Below are 1193 nucleotides of genomic sequence, written 5' to 3'. Positions count from 1 at the left end.
CATCATATTTATAGGGCTTTAGAGGTTATTGCAAAAGAAAGTGATTATATTCAGTCAAAACTCTATGAAAATAGTTTATCTGTTTCAAAAAGAAACGACCGTATTCTCTATTATGATTGCACTAATTATTTTTTTGAGATAGAGGATGGAGATGGCCTTAAGCAATATGGATTTTCTAAGGAACATAAGCCTAATCCTATAGTGGGAATGGGACTATTTATGGATGGTGATGGTATCCCCCTTGCTTTCGATATTCATAGTGGTAATACCAATGAACAAACTACTCTGAAACCGTTAGAGAAGAGAATTTTTAAAGACTTTGAGTTATCTAAGTTCATTGTATGTACTGATGCTGGATTATCTTCAACAGATAATCGTAAATTTAATGACATAAATGGTAGAGCATTTATTACAACTCAGCCTGTAAAAAAATTAAAGAAACATTTGAAAGAGTGGGCTCTTGATCCAACAGGATGGCACCTAGCAGGCAGTGATAATTTGTTTGATATTAACCTAATCGATCAAGATGGAGAAAACTATGATAAGTACAAAAATAAAACCTTTTACAAAGAACGTTGGATAAAAGAAGATGGGCTTGAGCAAAAGCTTATTGTAACCTATTCTATCAAATACAAAGATTACCAACGAAAGATTAGAGCTGGGCAGCTAGAACATGCAGCTAATTTAATTACAAGCAGGAAATCAGATATCAAAAAGAAAAATCAAAATGACTTCAGAAGGTTTATATCATCTACAAATGTTACAAAGTATGGAGAAATTGCAGATGAGACTATCTATGGTATAGACACAGATGCAGTGGTTAAAGAAGAAATGTATGATGGATTTTATGCTGTATGTACAAATTTAGAAGATGATGCTGAAGCTATTACAAAGATTAACCACAGAAGATGGGAAATTGAAGAATGTTTTAGAATTATGAAATCAGAGTTTAAGGCAAGGCCAGTTTATTTAAGCAGAGACGATCGTATACAGGCACATTTCACTACATGTTTTCTTGCATTAGTTTTATATAGATATTTAGAGAAATTATTAGATGAACAATTTACAAGTCAGGAAATTATTAATGGTTTAAGAGATATGAATTTCTACTCTATTCCAACAGAAGGATATATTCCAACCTACACGAGAACTGATTTTACTGATGCTTTACATGAGGCATTTGGGTTCAGAAC

General features: G+C 32.4%; 1 protein-coding gene. It reads left to right on the top strand.

Going from position 1 to position 1193, the window contains the following annotated elements; translation table 11 throughout:
• A partial coding sequence (locus BO51_RS10085) for an IS1634 family transposase (RefSeq protein ID WP_496486315.1) occupies positions 1–1193 on the top strand: 1193 nt, incomplete at both ends.

This window comes from Soehngenia saccharolytica DSM 12858 (assembly GCF_059568515.1).
Note: the sequence above shows the minus strand (reverse complement) of the source record. Positions and strands in the feature narration are given on the sequence as shown.